This is a genomic window from Ligilactobacillus acidipiscis, assembly GCF_900116935.1.
Classification (GTDB): Bacteria; Bacillota; Bacilli; order Lactobacillales; family Lactobacillaceae; genus Ligilactobacillus; species Ligilactobacillus acidipiscis.
This window is the reverse complement of sequence record NZ_LT630287.1, coordinates 110,507-134,840: the sequence shown is the minus strand read 5'-3', so window position 1 is coordinate 134,840 and position 24,334 is coordinate 110,507. Positions and strand designations below refer to the sequence as shown.

Below are 24,334 nucleotides of genomic sequence, written 5' to 3'. Positions count from 1 at the left end.
GGCGTTTCAAATGACGCAGTCAAAAAATATCAACGTTAATTTTGCTAGAATTCCAACAACTATGCGCGCTTGGAAGGTTATGAATCAAGGCCCAATAGATTCTGACCCCAGTCCTTTACAACTTGTCACTACAGACGTTTTACCCCCTCATACGGGAGAAATCTTAGTTAGGGTATTAACTTGCGGTGTTTGTCGTACCGATCTGCATGTCACTGAAGGAGACCTTTTGGAACACAAAAAACATGTTACTCCTGGTCATGAGATCATCGGTGAAGTGTGTGCTTGCGGTCCAGAAACAGGTCGTTTCCAACTTGGTCAAAGGGTGGGGATCCCTTGGCTCAGACATACCTGTGGCAAATGTAATTTTTGTCGTTCGGGTCATGAAAACCTTTGCCCAAACTCAAAATATACTGGTTGGGACCACGATGGCGGATATGCTGAATACACCACAGTTGATGAGGCTTTTGCCTATAAAATTCCTGATTCATTTGAATCGACAACCGCAGCCCCCTTATTATGTGCAGGTATCATTGGCTACCATGCTTATGTCAAAGCAAATGTTCCTGCTGGTGGAACTTTAGGATTATACGGATTTGGCGGTTCAGCTCATATTATCGCAGAATTAGCATTAAAACAGGGAATTAAAGTCCATGTTTTGACTCGCGGAGAAAACGCACAAAAGTTGGCCCTTAAGCTTGGCGCCAGCTCAGCTGCGGGGGCTTACGATCAGCCTCCCAAACAATTAGACTCAGCGATCATTTTTGCTCCAGCTGGCGCGATCATCCCTAAAGCCTTAGAGGGATTGAAATCTGGGGGAACGTTAGCCTTAGCCGGGATCCATATGACTGATGTTCCACCATTAAATTACCAGCAACATCTTTTCCATGAAAAAATGATCACGAGTGTGGAAAGCAACACCAGGAAAAATGGCGAAGAGTTTCTCCGGCTCGCAAGTCGATTGAAAATTCATCCTGAAACAAGGCAATATTCTCTAAAACAGGCGCGAGAAGCCTTACGTTATTTGGCAATCGGTGATGTTAAAGGCGCTGGAGTCCTCAAAATAGCCGCAGACTAACTTCAAAAACACATTAAACTAAAGGTTGGCGCGAACCGTAATTTTTCGGTTCTATACTTTTTCCTGTTGATAGCTTACTTAACATGGTAATCTATTAGCAGGATTTTTTTGTGCAAAATAAAAAAGGCCCATAAGCCTCGCACCTAAAAAATCCACCCACTACAGCATCATTTTTAAAGGACGTGAAAACTTATGGACCCTGTAGATAATAATATAAAATTTGCGCTCAGTATTAAAGACCCAAATGTGGTTTTTTACAAATATAACTATCAAGTGATTAAAGCTAAGCGCGCAAAAGTATATATAGCCACGGTTAAGTTCGACCAGAAACATTGCGCTAACTGTGGCTTTTGCGAGCTAATTCATAATGGACACTACGTATCACGCGTGACCTATCTGGCAGCGAATGCGAGTGAACCAGTTTATTTAGAACTCCATAAAGAACGCGTCATTTGTCGTAATTGTAAAGCGTCGTTTATGGCTACTTCTGATGTGGTAGACAAGTACTGTTGTATCTCCCGAGCCACGCGTCAGAAAGTGTTTATGAGTCTACAAGACGACCGCACTCAAGCTAGCATTGCGATCGATGCCGGCATATCAGCTAGCACTGTCTGTCGTTACTTAGACAACTATGATGACTTATTTCGCAGAAATCTTAACTATCTACCGGTTCATCTCGCCATGGATGAATTTAGAGGAATTGGTGGTCGGCTCCATTTCATCTGTATTAATGGCGCTGGTGAGCACGAAATTCAACAAATTCTGCCAGACCGATTCAAGCAAAGTATTACTGATTATTTTAAACAATTTCCAGCAAGTGTTCGAGCACGTGTCAAAACAGTTACCGTAGATCTAAATAGTTACTATCAAGACATTGCCAAGGCAATGTTTCCGCAGGCAAAAATTGTGATCGACCGCTTTCACATCGTTGCAATGATGACTCGAGCTTTTAATCAAACTCGGGTGCAAACCATGAAAAAGTACAATAAAAGATCCTATGAATATCGCACGTTAAAGTTCGCCTGGCGGCTTTATTTGAAGTATGCCGGAAATCTAGATGAGGAACATGTCTTTTATGACCGACACCTGCGAAAACAACTCACACAACTAGAACGTGTAGAACAAGGACTGACAATTAACGAAGAACTTAAAGCATCGTACGAGTCGATGCAAAGCATCATGGAAAACCTTAAGAATCAAGACAAAGACAAGCTTGTGGAAGATCTATATACAAATCAAAATATAAGTCCCTACATGAAAGCAGTGTTTCAAACGTTCAAAAAGAACTTAGTGGTTGTACTCAACGCCAGTGAATCGGACTATACGAATGGCCCAGTCGAAGGCATGAATCGAATGATTAAACAAATTCAACGCACAGCATTTGGATTCCGTAATTACCATCATATGATTTCACGTATTAAGTTACGGCAAATGAGAACAAAACCAATGAAAAAAACAGAGTTGAAAGTCGCATGACTTTCAACTCTGTAAAAGGGGTCTAAACTTTTTAGTGTTGATGAGCGTTCATCAGCACTATTTTTGTACAAAAAAGGACATCATTTGTCCTCATATGCTACGATTAAAGCGATAAAACCAAATCAAAGCGAGGTATAAATGATGTCCCAAACTGATTCTATCCTAAATTTACTCAATATCCAAGACCCAAATATCAAAATTTCAGCTTGTACTGATTTTTCACAGGCCGGAGTTCACGAAAAACTGCTTTCAGCTACGCTGACTTACCCCGTCGAACGCTGTGTTAATTGTGGTTCCACGAATCTTGTTCAGAATGGGACCCGCCTGACCAAGATGAAACTGCCCAGCCTAGGTGAACAACCGCTCCGCATGAACCTGCGCAAACAGCGTTATCTGTGCCGAACTTGCCACCATACTTTTAGCGCGCAGACGCAGCTCGCTCCGCCTCGGCACTCGATCACCCGCCAAGCAGTCCACGAAATCGCGACTTTAGCTAAGAACTCACTGCCAGTCAAGACGATCAGCCAGGCCGTGGGGATCTCAGCTTCCTCGGTTCAACGGATCTTGTATAAGGATCAGCGGGCTTTAGTAACGCCAAAAGAGCTGCCGACAGCTCTCAGCTTTGACGAATTTCGTTCAACTAAGAACTGCTTTTCTTTTATCTGCATTGACGCAAAAACACATGATTTGGTCGCCTTATTGCCAGATCGTCTCTCGCAGACGATCCGCGAGTATTTCACCAATACTTATACACTTTCTGAGCGTCAAAAAGTTCAACTGGTGACCATGGATCTGAATGCACAGTATCAGACTTTCGTCCGTCGTCTTTTTCCTAACGCACTGATCGTCTTTGACCGTTTCCATCTTGTTCAGTTAGCGGGTCGGGCACTTGACCATGAACGGCTGCGTGTTTTAAAAGGGATCAACGACCACCACGACCGCAACTATAAAGTTTTAAAAAGCAACTGGCGCTTATTCCACTTAGCTGAAAATCAACTTGAGACCTCCCAGGTTAAATATTATCGGGGATTAAATGAATACACGACTGCCCAAAATGTGGTCGATCTGGGACTCAAGAATTTTCCACAGTTCGCAGAAAACTATCAGACCTATCAAACGATCTTAACCTTTATTCGCAACCGCGATCGGGCTACTTTACAACAATTAGTTATGAACTACCGTCCCAATGGTACTGAAATGGATACCGTCATGAGGACCATTCAAAAGAACTACTTAGGGATCAGGAACGCTTGTCTCTATGACTACTCTAATGGGCCGTTAGAGGGGATCAATCGCAAGATCAAAGAACTTAAACGTAGCTGTTACGGATTCAGTAACTTAAGGCATTTCTTTATCCGCATCAAATTGATCCATGCCTAAGATAAAAAATTTAGGTCAACACTGTGGGAGGCAGGTGCGGGCCCATTTCGCTACGCTTCGGACCCGCACCTGCCTCCCAACCCAAACACTTTAATCTAGCTATGGCAGTAAAAAAAGAACCCTACCATAAAGATAGAGTTCTATGGACCATCAACACTATTTGACAAAGTCCCTGTAAAAGCTATTCATCAACAGGATTTGACAAAGAGCCATTTTTCTTACAGCTCACGCCAACCTTTCTTATTTTTAAATTAACTTACAGGATGTTTTAATGTTGAATCCCCTGGCTTCCAAGTCCGGTAACCTTGGTAATCAGCACAATGCAATAATTTTTGAGCATTTGCAACATGTTCATCAGAAGGAGGTTCGATTCCATCAAGGCGGTATTTAATACCCATTTCAGCATACTTATGCACGCCCATTGTATGATAAGGCAAAACCTCAAATTTTTCGACATTATGCAGTGTTTTAACAAAGTCGCTCGTCTCAGCCAAGAACTTGTCATTATCAGTGATCGTTGGGATCAAAACCTGTCTGACCCACATCGGTTTACCGATTTCAGAAAGATAACGAGCCAAATCTAGAATGTTGTCGTTAGGATACCCTGTCAACTTTCTATGCTCTTCAGAGTTGATATGTTTGATATCTAACAAGAGAATATCCGTCACGTCCAGTAACTTATTAAACTGGCTAAACCAAGGTTCGCGTCGAGTAAATGGTTGACCACAAGTATCCAAACAGGTGCTGATCCCTAATTTCTTACACTTAGTAAAAAGTTCAGTCGCAAACTCGATTTGCAATAAGATCTCACCGCCTGATAAAGTGATCCCACCTTTATCGCCCCAAAAATCTTTATAAGACAATGCTTGATTTAAAATCTCATCCGAGGTCATCTTAGTCCCAACATTTTTCTTCCAAGTATCAGGATTATGGCAAAACTTACACCGCATATTGCAACCTTGCATAAAGGCTACAAAACGGATCCCCGGTCCATCGACAGCACCGAAGGTTTCGATCGAATGAACGTAACCTTCGATTTGCCCGTCACGCATTGGCAATGGGCGCAAACGTGGATTTCTTTTTCTAGTTTTTCTTATTCTAGTTTCTGTACTCATAATCTCTCTCTTAACCCCCTGCTTCTAAATAACTGTACCTACAATTACATCGAAGTATGGAATGTTCTGGAAATAACGTCATCCTGTTGTTCCTTGGTCAGATCAGCAAAGTATACGCAGTAACCAGAAACACGAATTGTTAACGTTGGATATTTTTCTGGATGCTTCTGAGCATCGATCAATGTTTCACGCTTGAAGACATTGACGTTAATATGATGACCACTATTCTTCATGTAACCATCGATCATATTTACCAAAGTATCTTCTTGTTCATCTTCGACTTTACCAAGTGTTGTTGGTGTTACAGCAAATGTGTTGGAAATACCATCTGTAGCATACTTATAAGGGATCTTAGCAACAGAAAGCAAGGAAGCTAAAGCACCTGAAATATCTGCACCATATGCTGGGTTAGCGCCTGGAGCAAATGGTTCGCCCTTTTTACGTCCGTTAGGAGTAGCACCGGTATTTTTACCGTAAACAACGTTTGAAGTAATTGTTAGAGCAGAAGTTGACAATTGGGCATCCTTATACAAATGATGCGTGTTCATCTTCTCATACATTGTTTTAACTAACCATGTCACGATCTTATCAGCACGATCATCATTGTTACCATAACGTGGAAATTCATTATCTGCCTTAAATCCAACTGTCAAGCCGTCTTCGTTACGAATAGCTTTCACATGACCATATTTAATAGCTGAGATCGAGTCAGCGGCAACTGACAAGCCCGAAAGACCTGTAGCAAAGGTATAATCTAAGTCCGTATTCTTCAATGCTAACTGTGCAGATTCATAATAATACTTGTCATGCATGTAATGGATAATATTTAATGCATTAACATACACATCAGCTAGCCAGTCCATCATCTTATCTAATTTACTCATGAATTCATCATAATCAATATATTCTGAATTCATTTTCCGTAATTCAGGACCAACTTGTTGTCCAGTGATCTCATCACGACCCTCATTCAAGGCATAAAGGACAGTCTTAGCCAAATTAGCACGAGCACCAAAGAATTGTACGCCAGAATCAATTGGTTGTGCGGAAACACAGCAAGCAATACCATAGTAATCTGTGCCCCATTGTCTCTTCATTAAATCATCATTTTCATATTGAATTGTTGAACTTTCAATAGAAACACTCGAAGCATAGCGCTTGAATGGCATAGGCAAATTATCCGACCAGAGCAAAGTAATATTTGGTTCAGGAGCAGCACCCATATTATGCAAAGTATTCAAGAAACGGTAAGCTGTCTTAGTTACATGGTGACGCCCATCTAACCCCGTTCCTGCCAATGACAATGTAGCCCAAATTGGATCACCAGTAAACAATGAGTTGTATTCTGGAGTCCGCATGAAGAAGACCATCCGCAGTTTCATTGTAAATTGATCAATTAATTCTTGGGCATCTTTTTCTGTCAAAGCGCCACGTTCAATATCACGATTGATATAGATATCAATAAATGTGTCGATCCGGCCGATTGACATTGCAGCACCATTTTGTGTTTTGATAGCTGCCAAATAGCCGAAGTAAAGCCATTGGATAGCTTCTTGTGCGTTAGTAGCTGGTTTAGAAATATCATAGCCATATGACTTAGCCATTATCTTCATATCTTTTAAGGCACGGATCTGATCAGAGATATGTTCACGTTTTTCAATGATGTCACTGGCCATTTCACCATCACCAGTCAAGCTCAAATCATGCATTTTTTCTTCGATCAAACGGTCGATACCATATAAAGCAACACGCGGAAAATCAGCAACGATCCGGCCACGGCCGTATGCATCAGGTAAACCAGTTAAGATCTTGTTGTGACGTGCATGCCGAATATCGGCATCATAAGCATCAAAAACTCCTTGGTTATGCGATTTTTGAATTTTAGTGTAAAAGTATTCGACTTCTGGATCGATCTTGTAGCCATTAGTCTCCAAAGCATCCTTAGCCATCTTGATCCCGCCTTGTGGCAGTAAAGAACGTTTTAATGGCTTATCAGTTTGCAAACCAACGATTTTTTCCAAATCTTTATCAAGATAACCAGGACCGTGAGAAGTAATAGTAGAAATAACTTTAGTATCGGCGTCTAAAACGCCAACTTTACGCTGTTTCATCTTTAATTCAGTTAATTCATCATTTAACTTAGTAGTTGCTTCAGTTGAACCCTGTAAGAAAGACTCGTCACCATCATACTGTGCAAAGTTTTTCTCAATAAAGTCACGGATATCAATTTCTGATTGCCATTGGCCTTTTTTGAATCCATCCCAAGCAGAAGACGCTTTTTCTTCAACTTTGTTCATCATAATAAATAACCTCCCCAAATTTGAAAACACTATGTTAAACGTTTTCTTCCACCCTATAGTACACCACTTTGTGATTGTTTTCAACATTAAATATTCATGGCTTTCCAAGTATATTTCACAAGATTTTTTAGCCGAAGATTGCTGTTTTCAATTTATTGTTAGCGCATACATTGCTTTGACAAAAGTTTAATAAAAAAAGTGGGTTTTACATCATTATCCACATATTAGTTATATAGTTCACAATATTTTGCAAAACATAAAATAAATTATCTATCTTGAACTTTTTTCACTAGGCAACTTAAAAACTAAACCAGTTATTAGCTGGCTCCTGTTTTACCTTATCTAGTTTTTAGATTTCTGCGCGTATCGCAGTAAAAATAAAATTGCCTCTTGATAAGAGCACGAACGCTTATCCATTACTGTTTCAACCAATTCTTCAGTTGAGGCCTTAGCTGTTAATGACATGCAACATTCCTCCAATACCGAATTAACGACGCCCAAACGTCCGTTCCGATCATTTAACACTTCTTTATTTTACCGCGCCTAATATATAAATAAAAGAACGAATATTGTTAAAAAAATTTACTTGACATCTCTTTTCTTTACATAGCACGATCTTTCTCGGCACCAAAAAATTTGCTCAACTATTCTTATTGATCTTTTTTGCATAAAAGACAAATAACTAGCTTAAATTTTGCAAACACCCCTTGATTTATCAGTGTTTATCAACAAAAAATCCTTGTATATTTCAATTTCATATTTTTTTGATTGCAGTTATTCAAAAATATTCAGTAAAAAATCACTTATGTAAAAGAATAATATTACTATATATATAAGATTTAACTTAATTTGTTCATAATAGGTACTTCCGTTTTTATCAAAATTTCTGGTTCTATACTATTTGGTACTGATAGATAAAAACTTCTATCAGTACCAATTTTGTTTTATGATAAAAAAATAGAGATGAAGTCATCAGCTTCATCTCCGAAAAACAATCCCTACACTGAAAGGAATGTCCTACATGAAGAATTGTACACTAGATCTACTGGGAATTAAAGATTCAAGACTGCAGTTTGACCCGAAATATAAAAATAAGGTCACGACTGATGACTTTTACAATCATAGAAAAGCACGTTTCATTCATTTACTGCAATCCTACCCTTGTTTTTGCCCCGTTTGCGGCAAAAAGATGAAACGGAATGGCTTTAAAACTGTTGAAATGGTTGGCTTACCTTCAGGTGGTCTCACTAATATCTTTTCGATTCGCAAACAAAAATATCTTTGCCCTAGTTCAGCTGCCTGCCCGAAAACTATCACAAAACTAGCCGAAGTTCAGGATGTCAAAGCGAACGCGCGCATCTCTCAAGCGGTTAAATACCAAGCTGTTTCCAAGTTAGGTCAGAATATTTCACAAAAATATATTGCCACTGATTTTTGTATTTCAAGCATGACGGTAATGCGTTTCGCGCAAGGCGTCTCGACTTACCTGAAACCAAATCAGCACTATTTACCGCAAAACATTGCCTTTGATGACTTTAAATCGGGCAACTTTTCTCAAAGCGGTATGAGTATCATTGTCATGGACATTGCGACACATCGAACTTTGGACATCGTACGCTCCCGGCAGAATACATATTTACGCAGCTATTTCCTTCAGTATGATCGCCAGGCTCGCTGGGCAGTGCAGACAGTCACAGTCGACCTATATTCACCCTATCGGGCTTTTATTCATGACGTTTTTCCCAATGCGCTCATTATCGCCGACCGCTTCCACGTCATAACTCAAGCTTATCGGGCGCTAAATCAGGTGCGGATCCAAGCAATGAAACAAGCCGGACATGGTTCGCACAATTCACGGGCGCTAAAACATTATTGGAAATTATTAACCAAAGATTCCGCCCATCTCGACTTTAAGCACTATCATAAAAGCAGGAACTTTCGCAACCTCCAGTTGTGTGAACAGGATATCGTCGAGCGCTTATTAGCCATGTCTGCGGATTTGCGCCTAGCTTACAATTATTATCAAACTCTGTTACAAGCCGTTCATCAGGGGAATCCAGCACTGTTAGAGGAGCTTACCCAGTCAGCCGCGGGGCTGCCTGACCCGGTCAAAAAAACTAATCGAACTTTACGCAAGCACCGGCAAGAGATCAAAAACAGTTTTGAAACAACCTTTTCCAACGGCCCCATCGAAGGGACTAACAATAAAATCAAGACCATTAAGAAAACTGCTTATGGGTTCCGAAACTTTGAGAATTTTCGACTACGTATCCTGGTTGAATTAAAGAATAGCTATGTCAGTTTGAATTTTCACAGCGCAATCGGGTAGGAGATAGTTCACACTATCGACCTCCCACACCACCGTACGTACGGAACCGTATACGGCGGTTCAACAACTTAAGCTTTTGCTTGAATAGACTGGTACAGTTTGGACAGATTTATTAGCCCACGCTGTGCCAGTCTTTTATTAGTTATGGTCATCAACAGTGTTTTACTGTGCGCGTTGCGCCAGTATCCTTTCCGCGTATTTGCGTAGGTTTTGGCTTGTTTGTGGCTCATCCCTAATTTGACCAGCGCTTTGAATCGGGTTCCAATATTCTTCCACTGCTTCCAGATGTACTGACGGATGCGCGAGCGCAACCATTTGTCTAGTTGTTGGAGAAAGATTTTCATCTTCCCAATGGAATAATATTGGATCCAGCCCTGCATTTTCTGCTTAATTTCATGCAGGATCCTATCAAGGCTGACGCCTCGGCTTCTCTTGGTGATTCTTGTCAATTCCTGTTTAATTCTCTGTTTAGGTTTTTGATGAGGACGCGGGTAGGCGCTATTGCGTCCCACACCCAGAGAAAAACCTAGAAACTTCAGTCTTAGTGGAGAACCGACTTGCGTCTTTTCTGCATTCACTTCAACTTTGAGTTCCTTTTCTAAAAACTGGGTGATGCTTTTGAGAACCCGTTCACCCGCACGCTTACTTTTAACATAGATATTACAGTCATCCGCATAGCGTACAAATTTATGTCCTCTTCTGGTCAATTCTTTGTCCAGCTCGTTCAGATAAATATTTGCTAGTAATGGTGAAATATTGCCACCTTGCGGTGTACCTTTAGCGGACTTCTCGAAAAATCGACCATTCATAACACCACTCGTCAAGAACTTACGAATCAAATGCAAGACCCATGGCTCACTAATGTAATTTTCAACAAATTTAATTAGTAAATCATGGTTCACATTGTCAAAATATGACTTTAAATCAAGGTCGACCACGTAGTGATAACCCTGATTATAATAAGCAACCACCTTTTTCACAGCACTTTGTGCACTGCGGTGTGGTCGAAAACCATAACTATTATCTGAGAATACTTTTTCAAAAATAGGAGACAGTTGCTGTTGTAACGCCTGTTGAACCACACGGTCAACGACCGTTGGGATTCCTAACTGACGTTTCGAACCATCTGGCTTAGGAATCTCAACTCGTTTGACAGGTTGGGGTTCATAGCTTTCGGTTCGCAAGGCCTCGATTAGTTTTACGTTATTCTCTTTCAAGTATGGGCCAAGTTCCTCAACGGACATGCCGTCAATTCCTCCAGCCCCTTTATTACGCTTGACATGGACAAAGGCCCGATTTAAATTATTCCGGTCTAAGACCTTCTCACGTAATAAGCCATTTTGAGTTCTCTTTTCACCAGAAACAACGCTACGCGCTCCTGTTTGCTCTGACCCTTCCAGGGTTACCCTCCGCAGGTAGTCAGCTTTATTTTCTGTTTTCTGCGATTGTCGTATTGTTTCCACCTCCAGGATGAATCAAAATTATTGTTGTTCAGCCCTTCACCATTACTGGCTACTATGGCCTCGGCTGACTTCTGTCATGGACAACTCAACATTACTATTGAGCCTGTTCCTGCCAGAAATAACTTCCAGCTTGAGAGAACTACCATGACAGACCTCCCCGGGTAAGAGCAGTAGCTTTCGCATCAAACCGTTGGCTTTACTGTGACGGTTTCGAGTGGTCAGGGACTTCGATTTGTTAGGCAATCTCATCCCACCGTTTCCAGCCTTTTAGCCACTTCTTGTTCATCGATTCGATGTTTCGTCTAGGACTTCCTTCAGATTCTACCTCACGATAGACACCCTTGTCTTCGACTCGTGATACCGGCCACTACGGCTCACAGCGGACTTACACCGCCTAGTTACTGCCCATGCCGGGCGCACCTAAAAAAAGCTGCCCGCTCCATTCAGGAACAAGCAGCTTAACTAAGCTAGGCCAAATACTTTTCAAGTTTAATAATTTATTTCATCAGTACCACTTGATAAAGAACCAAATTTCTATAATAAAAAGCCATCCAAAACATTGTTTGGGTGACTTATTCAGTATTATTCAAATTTAGTTTTCAGTACTTCATAAAATAAACTTTCTCACTTGGATCAAATTCCCCAAACATTCTCTAAAACGTTTGTTTGCGCACGATCTGGACCGACAGAGAAAGTTGAAATTTTCACTCCAACAAGATCTTGCACACGATGCAGATAAGCTCTAGCGTTTTCTGGTAGATCTTCCAAAGTCTTGCAAGAAGTGATGTCCTCTGTCCAACCAGGCAGTGTTTCATAAATCGGCTTGCAGGCTTTCAATTCTTCTAAATTAGCTGGGTAATGATAAATCTTTTCCCCCTTTAAATCATAAGCGGTACAGATCTTCAATTCATCAAGACCAGTTAAAATATCTAGACAATTCAAAGAAAGGTTGGTCAACCCTGAAACTCTTTTAGCATGACGCATTACCACGCTATCAAACCAGCCGATCCGTCGTGGACGCTTAGTAACTGTACCATATTCATGCCCAACTTCTCTGATATGATCGCCAGTTTTATCTAGTAATTCTGTTGGGAAAGGCCCATCCCCAACGCGTGATGTATATGCTTTACATACACCCACAACTTTGTTGATTTTAGAGGGGCCAACACCACTACCGATCGTTACACCACCTGCGACTGGGTTAGATGAAGTTACAAACGGGTAGGTCCCCTGATCAATGTCTAACATAACACCTTGTGCCCCTTCAAATAGCACACGTTTGCCAGCATCTAATGCTTCATTCAAAACGACTGAGGTATCAGTCACATATTCCTTAATACGTTGACCATACGCATAATATTCTTCAAACATCTTATCGAAATCAAGTGGTTCTCCCTCATAAGCATACATATTTTTAAATAAACGATTCTTTTCTTCTAGGTTGATCCTTAGCTTCTCAGCAAAAATATTTTTATCTAATAAATCAGCAATTCGAATTCCGATACGAGCAGCCTTATCCATATAAGCAGGACCAATGCCATGAGCAGTAGTACCGATCTTATTACCTTTTTTAGATTTTTCCTGTAGTTTATCCAAAACGATATGATATGGCAAAATAACGTGTGCCCGGTCTGAAACTCGCAAATTAGTAGTCGAAATCCCCCCATTATTCAAATAATCAATTTCCGTTGTAAGAGATTTCGGATTTAAAACAACTCCATTACCAATCACACTTATCTTGTTTGAATAAAATATACCTGACGGGATCAAGCGTAATTTATAAGTTTCTCCATTGAATACGATCGTATGTCCAGCATTATCCCCGCCTTGATACCGCGAAATAACTTCAGCATCTTGACTTAGAAAATCTGTGATCTTGCCTTTTCCCTCGTCGCCCCATTGACTGCCAACTACTACTACTGATGACATTCCATTCACCTCATTAATTTAATTGTTAATAATAAATTTAACTTTGTGCTCGTACACACTTGATAATTGTAACAAAGCACTGCCAATCATTCAAACTAAAACCGAATATTATTATACATAAACACTTTAAAAAGATAAATTAGCGAACTTTATCCTCAAAAAAAGCAAAAAAAAACAACACACAGTCGTTTTGTTAAGATTTTGATATTACCAGGGATCATACGGTCTGAAAGGTAACCAGCTTCGTTCACGAGAGAGCTTTTCCATTTCTTTTAAAGTCTTAAACGTGGCATCACTGATAGAAATAATTCCCTTGACCTTCAAAGAATACATCGCCAATACTACTTCCTCAATGACTTTTTGCGGTGAAGCCTGTCGTTTATCTAATTTTTCTTGGGCCTCATCGATGATTTTTTGCACTTCTACACCGCTAGCAGCATTTTCTACTTTAAAGACTGTCATCAATTGATTTGCCTGAGTCGTAATTGCTTTATTGGACTTCATATAGTCATTCCATTCTCACAAATATTTACGACCATTATCGCATTAGAGATAAATTTTGTCACTGCTATTGACCTGCTTCAATGAGCCTCATATTTAACCCAATAAATTATTAAACAAAAATACTGCTGGAATAGTGATTAAACTCAACATAGTCGATACCGCCATCAAGGTAATTGCAGGCTCCTGCTTACCATGAACTTGCAAAGTAAACAAAACGACCATCCCTCCAACTGGACATGACATCATCAAGATCGCAGTCGCTAGAGGGACCCCCGTTACCCCAAAAACATGCATAATTATACTAGTAACTATGGGATAAACTAAATTTCTTAAAAATAAAGACAATGTAAGCGAACGATCCAGTCTAAAATTCTTAAAAACAATATTGGCCAAACTATTTCCGATCACGAGCATCGAAACTGGGGTATTGATCGAACTGATATAACCGACCATTTGATTAAGAAATGACGGTAATCTAATGGAAAAAGCAAAAATCATTAATCCTACAAAGAGAGCAATAATATTGGGATTAAACAAGATACTTTTCAACTTCTCTATTAAGTTCTGTTCTGAATCAGATGCAAATAATTTAACGCCATGCGTCCAGTTAAAAATGTTAAACATTGCTAACGGTACTACTGCATAAAAAACGCCAGTAGAACCAAACAATGAGCTGGCTAACGGAATGCCAATAAAACCAGCGTTTGAATAAATACTGCCATATTTAACGATCCGTTGCAAATTGTGGTCATAAAGCCCCTTAAATAACACTTTAGACACGACAATTTGAACGATATACACTAAAAAGACTCCTACTACGAGCAATAAAAAAATATGGATCCGGTTAGCAGAATAAGGCTTTTGAAATGATTGAACGATCAGACACGGTGATACGATATATAACAGAACATTTGTTAGGTCACTAGCAGTTTGCTCATGCATAAATTTTACCTTATTTGCTAAAATACCAACAAGCATTAAAGCAAACATTAAAATAATTTGTCCAAATAACAGACTAAGATCCATAATGATTTCTCCCACATAATAATTTGCTGTTCAATCAGCTTAATTAATTATAGTCCTTTTTATTAGGTTATTTAAAAATTTAAATTTACCCTATGAATAAACATACCCACACTGGTATTCCTTATCGAATTAAAAATTCCATTTATATTTTCAAATATATTATAAATATTCCAGCTAAGAGCCAGACTATGAGCTGCTTTTTAAAAATCGCAGAACATGTTGGCTTAATTTCGGTATCCAATCAGTTGAGTCTGCAAGTCCTTTCTCATTTAAGCTCACTGAAGTTGCAACAAATTCATATCCCACCGGTCATTTGAAAATGGTGCAACACAAACATCTCTGATCGCAAGAGGGGCCTTCAACTTCGGAGGGAAAGATATTTCCCTCCGCCCGTAATGAGCAGGCCTTTTTTTAGACCGCCGATAAAAACATGCTCTCCTGTGAGCCCTAGCCATCGTCTTTGACCAACCTTTTTGCCAAATATAAAAAGTTTACCGACAAATGTCGGCTTTTTCTTGAACGTTTCCATGCCTTTACAAAAGTTATTAGGCCCGCTTTCGGTTAATCTGAATCTTCAATGTATAACCTTCAGCTTTTTAGAAGAACAACCACCTTTTTTATACAAATTTTGGTTAAGTGTCTCTCGTTTTTTAACTTCATCATTAAGAAAAACTGTTTTATTTAGCAGGTATCTTAAGCATACTCACGACCCCATATACTAGTTCAATATTTAGACATACAATCAACTTATTTCCGAGTATATTCTTGAAGGACTTTATGCTTTTGCTAAAAATAAGAATTTGTTATGGTTTACCTTAGCCTTAGAGTTCTCCAAATTGTCCAGTAAAAAAATCCGTACCTGACAAGACTTAACTACCTGGTACGGATCTCACAATATCTTATAAGAAACTTATTGAAATTGTCCTAAGCCACACTGACTTTTTTTTCTTCTTGTACTTCCGCTTTATCAATATAATTCATTTCGATTGCTTTGTTAGTAAGCTTTTCTCTGAACTTCGGAGCAGCGACAGAAATAAGTTCTTTCACACGTTCACTAGTTGTTTTATTCTTTAAATGTGCCACCCCATATTCAGTAACAAGCATATCAACATCATTTTTATGTGTGCTTGTTGGAGATCCCTGAGTAATTGTTGGTACAATAGTGGAGATCGTATTTTTAACAGCGGTAGAATACATGCAAATGATTCCACGTCCATTTACTGATAAATTAACGCCCTTGGCAAAATCAGATTGTCCCCCAGTTGATGAATAATATTTATTTCCAATTCTTTCAGACGAAACTTGACCAAGAAAGTCAATTTCAACTCCAGAATTAATAGAAACAAAGTTATCATTTTCAGCAATATATTTTAACCCATTTGAGATATCGCTAGGAACCATTAAAATATCTTTATTGTGATCCATAAAGGCATATAAACTAGCTGGTCCAAAAGCAAATGTTGCTACTGAAGTCCCTTTAAAATTCTGCTTCTTTTTATTTGTTAAAACACCCTTTTCATGAAGTAGCTGTGCTTTTGCAGTAAACATCTCACTATGCAAGCCAAGATCACTTTTATCAACTAAGTTGTTCATAACAGCATTTGGCATTGTACCAATGCCAACCTGGATAGTATCACCATCATGAACCATATCAGCAATATATTTCCCAATTTTATTATCTTTTTCGCTTAATTGCGGTTCTGGAGAATTAGGTATCATTTCATGATTTTCAATTAATGCATCAACTTGGCTAATATGAATAAAGTTATCAATACCATATGTGTATGGCATATTTTCATTTACTTCAAGGATGATCTTCTTAGCATTTTTAATTTGTGAACCAAAGTATGAAACACTAACTCCTAATGAAAAATATCCTTTTTCATCCATTGGAGAAACAGTTGCTATTAATACTGGTTCTGGTTCACGTTCCTTTAGAATATTTGGTATTTCTGAAAAATGTGATGGTATCAGTTCTGATTTACCGCTATTAAATGCATTTCGATCCATCCCAGATAAGAAGAAAGAAATTTGTCTCAATTTTTCTTTTGGCAAATCAAGAGAAGGATGCATAGACAACATAGTATATAAGCGATTTCCTTTAAGCTTATCGTAATTACCCAAAGCCCGATGAAGTACACTGGGTTCACCTGCACCCAAAGGATAAATAATACCGTCACCGGGTGCAATTTGTTTAACAGCTTCATCAGCAGTAGTCAGTTTTTGTTTATAAAGTTCTTCAAATTCTGTAGCCATTTTATTTCCCCGTTTCTTTTTATACCCAACTTTTAAAATTTATCTTTTGCGGCTAAACTATAACCGCTATAAAACGACAATATCGTCGTTAAGACAACTGTTAAACCTACTCACACTAAATAAAACGTTTACATTTAATTAAAAATGTCTTGCTTATTTTTAATTAACTTACGTTCGTTATAAAAAGATGTAGCTGAAAATACTACCTATTCTGAAATTCAGCTTTTCTCTTTTTCGAAAAAGCTTGCATACCTTCCTTTTGATCTTCTGTGGCAAACAATAAACCAAAAGTATTTTCTTCAAGTTTAATTGCCTGACCAAGTGAGATCTCAGCTCCTTCATTGATAACCGACTTAGCATTCTGAACAGCTAAAGGAGCATTCCCGATAATACGCTCCGCCATCTTATAAGCCTCTTCCAGTAAATGTTCAGGTGCAACAACCTTATTGAATAAACCTACACGTAAAGCTTCATCAACCTTAACGTTTCTAGCGGTTAAAATATACTCCTTAGCCTTAGCAGGCCCTATAGCACGCGATAATCTTTGTGTAGCACCAAATCCAGGAATAATTCCTAAACCAACCTCAGGCTGCCCGACCTTTACATTGGTTGAAGCAATACGAATATCACAAGATAAGGCCAGCTCTAATCCTCCACCTAAAGCATATCCGTTAACAGCCGCAATAACTGGTTGTTTCAGCTTTGATAATTTAGTAAAAATTTCATTACCTAATTTTGAGAATGCTTGACCTTGAACAGCATTTTTAGCAGCCATTTCTTTAATATCTGCACCTGCAACAAAAGCCTTATTTCCCGCACCAGTTACCACGACAACTTGGACATCTTGGCTAGCACTGATTTTATCAAGTGCTTGATCAATTTCTTGCAATACCTCTGTATTCAGAGCATTCATCGCTTGGGGACGATTAATTGTAAGTGTGGCAATATTATTTTTTATTTTTAATAAAATAGTTCGGTAATTTACCATTTTTGCCATTTTCAGCACTCCTAGTCTTATTTAATCGTAGTTATAGAAACCCTGCCCTGTTTTTCGGCCCAGCATACCTGCCTCAACATGTTTAACTAACAGTGGTGCAGGATGATACTTACTGTCACCAAAATTAGTTGATAAGGTCTGCATAATTGACAAAACTACATCAAGCCCAATAAAATCTGCTAATTCTAATGGTCCCATCGGAACATTTGCACCTAACTTCATAGCTTCATCAACTTGTTCAGCGCTTGCAATACCCTCTTCAAACACATAAATACCTTCATTGATCATCGGGATCAAAATCCTGTTGACCACGAAACCAGCAGAATCTTTTGCAATAATAACTGCTTTATCTAAAGACTCCCCAACTTTCTGAATAACTTGGACAGTTTCCGGTGAAGTAGTCAAGCCAACATTTAACTCGATCAATTTCATTGCATGTACCGGATTAAAGAAATGTAACCCAATAACTTGTGTATGGCGTTTTGTTGCACCAGCAATCTTAGTAATAGATATTGAGGAAGTGTTCGATGCTAAAATCGCCTTTTTAGGTGCGATTTCGTCTAATTGTTTAAAAATGCCTAATTTAATTTTTTCATTTTCTGTGGCTGCCTCAACAACAAGATCGATATCAGCAACATCATCATAAGAAACTGACGGTGTTAAATGGGCCATCGTTTTGTCAAATTCTTGTTGTGCCATCCGGCCCTTTTCAACTTGACGTTGTAAACCCTTAGAAATACTTTCTAGTCTATTGTCAACAAATTCTTGTTTAATATCATTTAATTTTACATTATAGCCTGCTTGAGCAAATGCTTGGGCAATTCCGCCACCCATTTGACCAGCACCAACAACCATTATATTTTTAATTTCCACTGTTCTTTTCTCCTCTATTATCGATCCAATGTTTAGCAATTATTTCCTTTTGTGATCTTGAAGAACCGCCGTAAATTGCAGTTATTTTGGCATCACGTACATACCTTTCAATCTCGCTGTCTTTCATGTATCCATATCCACCGGTCAACTGGATCACTGTTTCTGTAGTTTCTATGGCAACATTAGCAGTTAGTAGTTTCGCCATGGCCACCTCAATGGTGTCTTGCGGATCTGTTAAAATAATTTGTCGTGTAAAAGCTTCTGCAGAATAGACACTTGCTCTCAGATCAGCCATCTTATACTGAATATCTTGATTATCTATTAAACGATTACCAAACCTTCTTACCAAGCTTAAGTAATCCATGCCCTTCTCAAAGGAGCCTTGAGAAATGCCTAGCGCCTGAAGAGATACTGCTAATTTCATCAAGTTCATCACGCTTTGTATCTGACGCGAGCCCTCAGTAACTCCGCCTAATAAACTATTTTTATCAAGTTTGACCTTATTTAAATCAACAGACGCAACTGGCAGAGATCTAACTCCCATCTTATTCATCGGTTCATTGATAACCAATCCTTCTTGATTGCTGTCTATAATAAAGATTCCTGTGTCCATACTATCGCTCGATCGCTGAATCTTAGCAACGATCAAAAATACATCAGCAACAGGGGCATCAGAAATATACTTTTTACTGCCACTGATTTCCCAACCATCCTCTGTTTCCCAGGCAATCGTTTTTAGTTCTGAATTAAATCGGCTATCAGCTGCTTCTTCAGATAGACCAAAGGCACCAATTTTCTTTCCGCTAACAAGCTCTCCCAAATATTTTTCTTTTTGTTTTTTAGTACCAAACTCGTTTAAGGGATGAATCACATAAAAACCTTGTGTTAATAAAATACTAGCAAGTGAAGCAAATTTTTTGGAAACGATCCGAATAATTTCCAAGAATACTGCCAAATCAAGCTTTTCATCAGAAAGCAAGAAAGAAAATATATTCTGTTCGAGGAGGGGGGTCAGCAATTCTTTAGGAAATTCACTTGTTTCATCAAAATATTTTGCCTCATGCGTTAATTTGTCATTAGTATATACAGCAACCTTATTAATTAACGCTCTTTTCTCAGTATCAAACAATTCATCAAAATTTTTCATTTCACTAGGTACCTTTCTACACAATAGTCGTTTAAATTTACTAAATTAGCGCTTAACGATGATGGAATTTCCCTGTCCTCCGCCGATACACAGCGTTGCTAAGCCAGTCTTAGCATTTCTTTTTTCCATTTCATGAAGTAAAGTAACGATAATTCTAGCACCACTGGCACCAATTGGATGTCCTAATGCAATTGCACCACCATTAACATTAACAATATCTGTATTCAAGTTTAGTTCTTGGTTAACACAAACAGCTTCAGCCGCGAACGCTTCATTTGATTCAATTAAGTCTAAATCAGCAACTGTCAAACCGGCTTTCTTTAAAGCCTTTTTCGTTGCTGGGATCGGACCAGTCCCCATGATCCTAGGATCAACCCCTGCCGTAGCATATGAGTTCACTGTTGCAAGAGGTTTTAACCCCAGTTTTTTAGCCTTTTCTTTAGACATTAAAATCAAAATAGCTGCAGCATCATTGATTCCGGATGAATTACCGGCTGTCACAGTCCCGCCATCTTTTTTAAAGGCTGGATGTAATTTTTGTAAGGATTCCATTGTTTGGCCAAACCTTGGCCCTTCATCTTGGTCAACTACAAGGTCATTGCCTTTACGTTGCGGTACACTGATCGGAACGATCTCATCTTTAAATTTACCTGCTTTAATTGCTACCTCTGCTCGATGTTGACTTTGATATGCAAAGTCATCTTGTACTTCACGTGAAATCCCAAATTTTTCAGAAATGTTTTCTGCTGTGATCCCCATGTGATATTTGTAGAAGGCATCTGATAAACCATCATTGACCAATGTATCGATTATTTCGCCATGCCCCATACGGCCACCCCACCGATAATCTCTCAAAACATAAGGTGATTGGCTCATATTTTCTGCACCACCAACGGCTACTACTTCATTATCACCAGCCATGATCGACTGGACACCTAACATGACTGTTTTAGCACCAGAACCACAAACTTGGTTAATTGAAAATGCTGGGACTTCTTGAGGTAATCCTGCATACATTGAGATCTGGCGGGCAACGTTTTGTCCTAAGCCACCACTCAAAACATTTCCTAAAATAACTTCGTCAAATTCCAGCGGATTCAAATTTAATTTTTCATACGATTCTTTAAGAACTTTAGCTCCTAATTCTACGGCTGAAACATTTTTAAATGCTCCTCCAAATTTACCAACAGCAGATCTTAAAGCAGAAACAATTACAACTTCTGTCAAAATACTTCCTCCTAAGTTAACCACTATATTTTTTGCATCCGTTCAAAAATGTTTAAAAGTAAGCACTAACTTAATATGCTTTTATTTTACTAACTTTTATTCACAAAATAAATAGTAATCGCTTTCTTTAGCGTTATAACAACTTATATAAGGTATTAGTTCAGCTTATATCTCACTAAAAATAATATTTTAAAAGAAAAACTATCTCATATCTAATTCAATAATTTAAATTATGCAAAACTCTAAAAATAAGCTAAAATTAAATTATATTACTAAAAGGAAGGCAGCAACGTGGACATTATCCAATTAGGTTATTTTATAAACATAGTTGAATGCGATTATAATTTATCGCTTGCTTCTAAAAAAATCCATATTAGTCAATCCGCTCTCAGCCAATTTATTTCAAATTTTGAATATGATAACGATATCCTTCTATTTCATAGAAAAAACGGGCGTTTATTTTCCCTAACTCGTGCTGGTGAAAAGATTTATAAATACGCTTTAAAAATCATCAGTCAATATGAAGAAATGGAAGAAATGGTCCGAATCGAATCCTTAAAACAGAAGGGAACTATCAGGATCGGTCTCCCTTCCCTGATCCTTCGGGTCTACTTTTTTAATTTTTTTCCAACATTGCTTAATAAAAGACCCGATGTTCAGTTAGAAATCACTGAGGGAGGAAGCAATGAGTTGCGTCGAAAATTGATTAATGACGAAATTGATATCGCTATCTTAATTGAGCCAACTAACTTAGATCCCAAAAATTATGAGCAGCATGTGATACAAATCGACGAAATGTCAGCTTTTATCGACAAAAATCATCCTCTTGTCCAAAAAGAAGTATTAAGCTGGAAAGATCTTAAAAAATGTCCACTTGCGACGTTCAACAAAAATTTCATGACCTATTCTTTAGTAGAGGATAAATTAGCGGCAAACAATTTAAAAAATCAAATTACTTTCACCTCATCCTCATGGGATTATTTGATTGATCTAACTAAAGCGACAGACGTTGTAACTATTATTCCACGGCCTGTAGAAAAATATATTGATAAGGATCAGTTTGCCTGTAAAAAATTTAAAAATTATATTCCGTTTAACTTCCATCTTTGTCGGCCGATAAAAAACAAATATAGTGCAGTCGAAAACTACGTCTTTAATGATATTATCAACCATTTTTACCAACCGCTTTAAAAATTCAACGAGTACTTAAATTTTGACCGTAACACTGTCTCCTACCGGCTCAAACGTGCACTCTAAACTAGCTATTTTCATGTACAACAAAAAGGACCTGAAAAATTTCGGTTCTTTATCAAGTGGTACTGATGAAATGAATTATTAAAAATAATAAGCAATTGGTCTACTTGGTCAAGCTGCTTGTTCCTGAATGGAATGAGCAGCTTTTTTAAGTGCGCCCGGCATGGGCAGTAACTAGGCGGTGTAAGTCCGCTGTGAGCCGTAGTGGCCGGTATCACGAGTCGAAGACAAGGGTGTCTATCGTGAGGTAGAATCTGAAGGAAGTCCTAGACGAAACATCGAATCGATGAACAAGAAGTGGCTAAAAGGCTGGAAACGGTGGGATGAGATTGCTTAACAAATCGAAGTCCCTGACCACTCGAAACCGTCACAGTAAAGCCAACGGTTTGATGCGAAAGCTACTGCTCTTACCCGGGGAGGTCTGTCATGGTAGTTCTCTCAAGCTGGAAGTTATTTCTGGCAGGAACAGGCTCAATAGTAATGTTGAGTTGTCCATGACAGAAGTCAGCCGAGGCCATAGTAGCCAGTAATGGTGAAGGGCTGAACAACAATAATTTTGATTCATCCTGGAGGTGGAAACAATACGACAATCGCAGAAAACAGAAAATAAAGCTGACTACCTGCGGAGGGTAACCCTGGAAGGGTCAGAGCAAACAGGAGCGCGTAGCGTTGTTTCTGGTGAAAAGAGAACTCAAAATGGCTTATTACGTGAGAAGGTCTTAGACCGGAATAATTTAAATCGGGCCTTTGTCCATGTCAAGCGTAATAAAGGGGCTGGAGGAATTGACGGCATGTCCGTTGAGGAACTTGGCCCATACTTGAAAGAGAATAACGTAAAACTAATCGAGGCCTTGCGAACCGAAAGCTATGAACCCCAACCTGTCAAACGAGTTGAGATTCCTAAGCCAGATGGTTCGAAACGTCAGTTAGGAATCCCAACGGTCGTTGACCGTGTGGTTCAACAGGCGTTACAACAGCAACTGTCTCCTATTTTTGAAAAAGTATTCTCAGATAATAGTTATGGTTTTCGACCACACCGCAGTGCACAAAGTGCTGTGAAAAAGGTGGTTGCTTATTATAATCAGGGTTATCACTACGTGGTCGACCTTGATTTAAAGTCCTATTTTGACAATGTGAACCATGATTTACTAATTAAATTTGTTGAAAATTACATTAGTGAGCCATGGGTCTTGCATTTGATTCGTAAGTTCTTGACGAGTGGTGTTATGAATGGTCGATTTTTCGAGAAGTCCGCTAAAGGTACACCGCAAGGTGGCAATATTTCACCATTACTAGCAAATATTTATCTGAACGAGCTGGACAAAGAATTGACCAAAAGAGGACATAAATTTGTACGCTATGCGGATGACTGTAATATCTATGTTAAAAGTAAGCGTGCGGGTGAACGGGTTCTCAAAAGCATCACCCAGTTTTTAGAAAAGGAACTCAAAGTTGAAGTGAATGCAGAAAAGACGCAAGTCGGTTCTCCACTAAGACTGAAGTTTCTAGGTTTTTCTCTGGGTGTGGGACGCAATAGCGCCTACCCGCGTCCTCATCAAAAACCTAAACAGAGAATTAAACAGGAATTGACAAGAATCACCAAGAGAAGCCGAGGCGTCAGCCTTGATAGGATTCTGCATGAAATTAAGCAGAAAATGCAGGGCTGGATCCAATATTATTCCATTGGGAAGATGAAAACCTTTCTCCAACAACTAGACAAATGGTTGCGCTCGCGCATCCGCCAGTATATCTGGAAACAGTGGAAGAATATCGGAACCCGTTATAAAGCATTGATTAAACTAGGCTTGACACCCAAACAGGCGAAAATCTACGTCAATACTCGTAAGGGATACTGGCGCAACGCGCACAGTAAAACACTGTTGATGACCATAACTAATAAAAGACTGGCACAGCGTGGGCTAATAAATCTGTCCAAACTGTACCAGTCTATTCAAGCAAAAGCTTAAGTTGTTGAACCGCCGT

19 protein-coding genes are annotated in these 24,334 nt (G+C 38.9%); 6 read left to right on the top strand and 13 right to left on the bottom strand.

Translation table 11 applies throughout. The annotated features are described in order from the left end of the window. Positions 1-10 precede the first annotated feature (10 nt). From BQ5903_RS00585 to BQ5903_RS00575, 3 genes are all read left to right on the top strand, one after another. Complete coding sequence (locus tag BQ5903_RS00585; protein WP_079578371.1) at positions 11-1,075, top strand: zinc-dependent alcohol dehydrogenase family protein; 1,065 nt, start codon at positions 11-13, stop codon at positions 1,073-1,075. A 192-nt stretch (positions 1,076-1,267) separates the two neighbouring features. Then, a complete protein-coding gene (locus BQ5903_RS00580; RefSeq protein WP_079578369.1) occupies positions 1,268-2,551 on the top strand; it encodes an ISL3 family transposase in 1,284 nt (427 codons plus the stop codon). Positions 2,552-2,689: 138 nt separating this feature from the next. Next, complete coding sequence (locus BQ5903_RS00575) at positions 2,690-3,931, top strand: ISL3 family transposase (RefSeq protein WP_079578367.1); 1,242 nt, start codon at positions 2,690-2,692, stop codon at positions 3,929-3,931. 251 nt (positions 3,932-4,182) lie between these two features. Here BQ5903_RS00575 and pflA read toward each other — a convergent pair whose 3' ends face one another. The 3 genes from pflA to BQ5903_RS12385 form a co-directional block, all read right to left on the bottom strand. Continuing rightward, a complete protein-coding gene (gene pflA / locus BQ5903_RS00570; protein WP_010495440.1) occupies positions 4,183-5,046 on the bottom strand; it encodes a pyruvate formate-lyase-activating protein in 864 nt (287 codons plus the stop codon). A gap of 44 nt (positions 5,047-5,090) precedes the next feature. Beyond that, positions 5,091-7,346, bottom strand: a complete 2,256-nt coding sequence (gene pflB / locus BQ5903_RS00565) for a formate C-acetyltransferase (protein ID WP_029605042.1) — start codon at positions 7,344-7,346, stop codon at positions 5,091-5,093. 342 nt (positions 7,347-7,688) lie between these two features. Then, on the bottom strand, positions 7,689-7,811 hold the full coding sequence (locus BQ5903_RS12385) for a hypothetical protein (RefSeq protein WP_268869398.1): 123 nt from the start codon (positions 7,809-7,811) through the stop codon (positions 7,689-7,691). Positions 7,812-8,367: 556 nt separating this feature from the next. Here BQ5903_RS12385 and BQ5903_RS00560 point away from each other — a divergent pair. Further along, complete coding sequence (locus tag BQ5903_RS00560) at positions 8,368-9,675, top strand: ISL3 family transposase (protein WP_056988178.1); 1,308 nt, start codon at positions 8,368-8,370, stop codon at positions 9,673-9,675. Between the two features lie 68 nt (positions 9,676-9,743). Here BQ5903_RS00560 and ltrA (BQ5903_RS00555) read toward each other — a convergent pair whose 3' ends face one another. The 10 genes from ltrA (BQ5903_RS00555) to BQ5903_RS00515 form a co-directional block, all read right to left on the bottom strand. Continuing rightward, positions 9,744-11,129: a group II intron reverse transcriptase/maturase gene (ltrA, locus tag BQ5903_RS00555; protein ID WP_079579636.1), complete on the bottom strand. Its 1,386-nt coding sequence runs from the start codon at positions 11,127-11,129 to the stop codon at positions 9,744-9,746. Between the two features lie 642 nt (positions 11,130-11,771). Then, the gene (locus BQ5903_RS00550) at positions 11,772-13,067 is read right to left on the bottom strand and encodes an adenylosuccinate synthase (RefSeq protein ID WP_010495451.1); all 1,296 of its coding nucleotides are present in this window, start codon (positions 13,065-13,067) and stop codon (positions 11,772-11,774) included. A gap of 207 nt (positions 13,068-13,274) precedes the next feature. Beyond that, positions 13,275-13,571 carry a hypothetical protein gene (locus BQ5903_RS00545; protein ID WP_056972542.1) on the bottom strand — a complete coding sequence of 99 codons (297 nt, stop codon included), beginning with the start codon at positions 13,569-13,571 and terminating at the stop codon, positions 13,275-13,277. A 93-nt stretch (positions 13,572-13,664) separates the two neighbouring features. Next, a complete protein-coding gene (locus tag BQ5903_RS00540; protein WP_079578364.1) occupies positions 13,665-14,597 on the bottom strand; it encodes an AEC family transporter in 933 nt (310 codons plus the stop codon). Between the two features lie 358 nt (positions 14,598-14,955). After that, positions 14,956-15,126, bottom strand: a complete 171-nt coding sequence (locus tag BQ5903_RS12095) for a hypothetical protein (protein ID WP_231920880.1) — start codon at positions 15,124-15,126, stop codon at positions 14,956-14,958. 395 nt (positions 15,127-15,521) lie between these two features. Continuing rightward, positions 15,522-16,853, bottom strand: a complete 1,332-nt coding sequence (locus BQ5903_RS00535; protein WP_056988147.1) for an acetyl-CoA hydrolase/transferase family protein — start codon at positions 16,851-16,853, stop codon at positions 15,522-15,524. Between the two features lie 202 nt (positions 16,854-17,055). Next, positions 17,056-17,850: an enoyl-CoA hydratase-related protein gene (locus BQ5903_RS00530; RefSeq protein ID WP_010495464.1), complete on the bottom strand. Its 795-nt coding sequence runs from the start codon at positions 17,848-17,850 to the stop codon at positions 17,056-17,058. Between the two features lie 21 nt (positions 17,851-17,871). Continuing rightward, a complete protein-coding gene (locus BQ5903_RS00525; RefSeq protein WP_010495467.1) occupies positions 17,872-18,723 on the bottom strand; it encodes a 3-hydroxyacyl-CoA dehydrogenase NAD-binding domain-containing protein in 852 nt (283 codons plus the stop codon). Beyond that, positions 18,713-19,870: an acyl-CoA dehydrogenase family protein gene (locus tag BQ5903_RS00520; protein ID WP_079578362.1), complete on the bottom strand. Its 1,158-nt coding sequence runs from the start codon at positions 19,868-19,870 to the stop codon at positions 18,713-18,715. The genes BQ5903_RS00525 and BQ5903_RS00520 overlap by 11 nt, the downstream gene beginning before the upstream one ends. Positions 19,871-19,915: 45 nt before the next feature. After that, the gene (locus tag BQ5903_RS00515; RefSeq protein WP_010495471.1) at positions 19,916-21,097 is read right to left on the bottom strand and encodes an acetyl-CoA C-acetyltransferase; all 1,182 of its coding nucleotides are present in this window, start codon (positions 21,095-21,097) and stop codon (positions 19,916-19,918) included. Between the two features lie 291 nt (positions 21,098-21,388). On the opposite strand from BQ5903_RS00515, the gene BQ5903_RS00510 reads away from it, so the two are divergent. Together BQ5903_RS00510 and ltrA (BQ5903_RS00505) are read left to right on the top strand one after the other, a co-directional pair. Next, positions 21,389-22,288, top strand: coding sequence for a LysR family transcriptional regulator (locus BQ5903_RS00510; protein WP_010495474.1), 900 nt, complete (start codon positions 21,389-21,391; stop codon positions 22,286-22,288). A 644-nt stretch (positions 22,289-22,932) separates the two neighbouring features. Continuing rightward, positions 22,933-24,318, top strand: a complete 1,386-nt coding sequence (gene ltrA / locus BQ5903_RS00505) for a group II intron reverse transcriptase/maturase (protein ID WP_079579635.1) — start codon at positions 22,933-22,935, stop codon at positions 24,316-24,318. The last annotated feature ends 16 nt before the right edge of the window (positions 24,319-24,334 follow it).

Excerpts from the sequence above, each read along its gene's own strand:
- BQ5903_RS00580 (WP_079578369.1), top strand. The coding sequence starts at position 1,268 with ATGGACCCTGTAGATAATAATATAAAATTTGCGCTCAGTATTAAAGAC.
- pflB (WP_029605042.1), bottom strand. The coding sequence starts at position 7,346 with ATGATGAACAAAGTTGAAGAAAAAGCGTCTTCTGCTTGGGATGGATTC.
- BQ5903_RS00540 (WP_079578364.1), bottom strand. The coding sequence starts at position 14,597 with ATGGATCTTAGTCTGTTATTTGGACAAATTATTTTAATGTTTGCTTTA.
- BQ5903_RS12095 (WP_231920880.1), bottom strand. The coding sequence starts at position 15,126 with ATGGAAACGTTCAAGAAAAAGCCGACATTTGTCGGTAAACTTTTTATA.
- BQ5903_RS00560 (WP_056988178.1), top strand. The coding sequence starts at position 8,368 with ATGAAGAATTGTACACTAGATCTACTGGGAATTAAAGATTCAAGACTG.
- BQ5903_RS00520 (WP_079578362.1), bottom strand. The coding sequence starts at position 19,870 with ATGAAAAATTTTGATGAATTGTTTGATACTGAGAAAAGAGCGTTAATT.
- BQ5903_RS00545 (WP_056972542.1), bottom strand. The coding sequence starts at position 13,571 with ATGAAGTCCAATAAAGCAATTACGACTCAGGCAAATCAATTGATGACA.
- BQ5903_RS00530 (WP_010495464.1), bottom strand. The coding sequence starts at position 17,850 with ATGGCAAAAATGGTAAATTACCGAACTATTTTATTAAAAATAAAAAAT.
- BQ5903_RS12385 (WP_268869398.1), bottom strand. The coding sequence starts at position 7,811 with ATGTCATTAACAGCTAAGGCCTCAACTGAAGAATTGGTTGAAACAGTA.
- pflA (WP_010495440.1), bottom strand. The coding sequence starts at position 5,046 with ATGAGTACAGAAACTAGAATAAGAAAAACTAGAAAAAGAAATCCACGT.
- BQ5903_RS00535 (WP_056988147.1), bottom strand. The coding sequence starts at position 16,853 with ATGGCTACAGAATTTGAAGAACTTTATAAACAAAAACTGACTACTGCT.
- BQ5903_RS00575 (WP_079578367.1), top strand. The coding sequence starts at position 2,690 with ATGATGTCCCAAACTGATTCTATCCTAAATTTACTCAATATCCAAGAC.
- BQ5903_RS00550 (WP_010495451.1), bottom strand. The coding sequence starts at position 13,067 with ATGTCATCAGTAGTAGTAGTTGGCAGTCAATGGGGCGACGAGGGAAAA.
- BQ5903_RS00585 (WP_079578371.1), top strand. The coding sequence starts at position 11 with ATGACGCAGTCAAAAAATATCAACGTTAATTTTGCTAGAATTCCAACA.